General features: G+C 57.2%; 2 protein-coding genes. Both read left to right on the top strand.

Going from position 1 to position 1,600, the window contains the following annotated elements; all coding sequences use genetic code 11:
• The coding region (locus AC1Q67_RS25410) for an alanine racemase (protein ID WP_492238096.1) at positions 1 to 519 on the top strand (519 nt) is incomplete at its 5' end.
• Positions 516 to 1,600 (top strand): D-amino acid dehydrogenase (locus tag AC1Q67_RS25405; RefSeq protein WP_492238095.1); only part of this gene is annotated, 1,085 nt, incomplete at its 3' end. The genes AC1Q67_RS25410 and AC1Q67_RS25405, both read left to right, overlap by 4 nt.

Here is a 1,600-nt window from a genome sequence, read left to right as displayed (position 1 = left end):
AAGGATTTTCATTATGACGTTGTGCGGCCCGGAGCCGCGCTTTATGGGGTCAACCCGGTTCCTGCACGTAACAATCCCATGCGTGCAGCAGTTCGGCTTTCGGCAGTGGTTATTCAGGTCCGGGAAGCCGACAAGGGCGACCATGTTGGCTACGGCTGGGATTATCGCTCCGGCGGGGCGACGAGATTGGCGACATTGTCCATCGGATATGGAGATGGTCTGCATCGTGCGCTCGGCAAAGGCGGTGTGGTCCATTTCGAAGGCCACCCGCTGCCGATTGCCGGACGCGTGTCAATGGACAGCATCACGGTCGATGTTAGCGAACTTTCGCCTGATCGCCTTGGGGCTGGTTCGCGAGTTGAAGTAATCGGCAATCATCAGTCAGTCGACGATCTCGCCGCAGCGATGGGCACCATCGGCTACGAAGTCCTGACAGGACTGGGTCATCGGTATGAACGAAATTATGTAGGCGCTGCCGAGGTATCGCGGGCCGAACTTGTCGGAGAATTGCAGGCATGAAGGTTCTGGTCATGGGCGCCGGCGTTATCGGCGTGACGACATCCTATTATCTCGCAAAGGCGGGTTTCGAAGTGACGGTGATCGACCGTCAGCCGGGTCCTGCTTTGGAGACTAGTTTTGCTAATGCCGGCGAGGTGTCGCCAGGCTATGCATCGCCGTGGGCTGGTCCCGGTGTTCCGGTGAAAGCGGTGCGGTGGATACTTGATCGTTATGGTCCGCTCGTAGTACGGCCGCAGGCTGATCCTGCGATGTGGCGCTGGATGCTCCAGATGCTCCGCAACTGTACGTCGGCGCGTTACGCCGTCAACAAGTCGCGCATGGTTAGCATCGCCGAATACAGCCGTGATTGTTTGCGTGCACTGCGCGCCGATATCGGCATTACCTATGATGAGCGCAGCCAAGGCACACTTCAGTTATTTCGAAAGCAGTCGCAACTCGACAGCATTGGCGGCGATGTCGAGGTTCTGCGTCAGTACAACGTGCCCTTTGAGGTGCTGGATCGTGACGGGTGTGTGCATGCGGAGCCGGGACTGGCCGCAGTACGAAGCACTTTTGTTGGTGGTCTGCGTCTGCCTGACGATGAGACCGGCGATTGCCAGATGTTTACCGAGCGTCTCGAAAAGATCGCCGTCGGCCTCGGCGTTCGGTTTGTTTATGATACGACGATCAAGTCGATTGATGTCGACGGCAGGCGTTTAATCCATGTCTCGACAGACAAAGGAATATTCGCAGCTGACAAATACGTAATGGCGCTCGGCAGTTTCTCGCCGTTGCTGTTGCGTCCGCTGAACATCGATATTCCGGTTTATCCAGTTAAGGGCTATTCGATCACTGTGCCGATTATTGACGACGCGTCGGCGCCGCAGTCAACGGTGATGGATGAGACCTACAAGGTTGCGATCACGCGGCTTGGGGATCGCATTCGTGTCGGAGGCACCGCTGAAGTCGGCAGTTATAAGGTGAATTTGCCGCCGGATCGGCGTGCGCCACTTGATCGTTCTCTGAGGGATCTGTTCCCGAATGGTGGAGACCTGTCTTGCTCCACATTCTGGAGTGGCTTGAGGCCGATGACGCCGGACGG

The organism is Afipia sp. GW823-FHT06G09 (assembly GCF_058794875.1).
This window is presented reverse-complemented; position numbering and strand designations above follow the sequence as displayed.